We start from the raw sequence: 458 nt of genomic DNA, 5'->3' as shown, positions 1-458 counted from the left end.
ATGCCGAACAGCGCATTCGGATTGTGTTCGCGCTCGAATTCGTTACGCGAGCGCTGTGCCCAGCGCAGGCTCATGCGCATGGAAGCGGCAGCTTCAGCTTCCGTTGCCGGGCGGTCGCCAATCTTGTAAGGCGTGCATTCATCGAACTGCATGACGATGTCGGAGTTCAGCCGGCGCTGGATCTGCATCGAGATCTCGGGCGACAGGAACAGCTTGTCGCCATTGATGGGAGACGCAAACGTCACGCCTTCTTCGGTGATCTTGCGCAGATCGCCCAGTGAAAACACCTGAAAACCGCCGGAATCCGTCAGGATGGGTTTGTCCCAGCCATTGAAACCGTGCAGGCCTTTGTGCGCGTCCATCACTTCCAGGCCCGGGCGCAGCCACAGGTGGAACGTGTTGCCCAGAATGATCTGCGCGCCAATGTCCTTCAGCTCCGCCGGGGACATCGCCTTGAC

1 protein-coding gene is annotated in these 458 nt (G+C 59.6%); it reads right to left on the bottom strand.

What is annotated here, in order from left to right:
• A partial coding sequence (locus D7V77_RS42535; RefSeq protein ID WP_120581773.1) for a tRNA guanosine(34) transglycosylase Tgt occupies positions 1-458 on the bottom strand: 458 nt, incomplete at both ends.

Origin of the sequence: Corallococcus sp. CA041A (assembly GCF_003612075.1) — a bacterium.
GTDB lineage: Bacteria > Myxococcota > Myxococcia > Myxococcales > Myxococcaceae > Corallococcus > Corallococcus exiguus.
The sequence above is the reverse complement of the archived record's forward strand: the minus strand, read 5'-3'. Positions and strand labels throughout refer to the sequence as shown.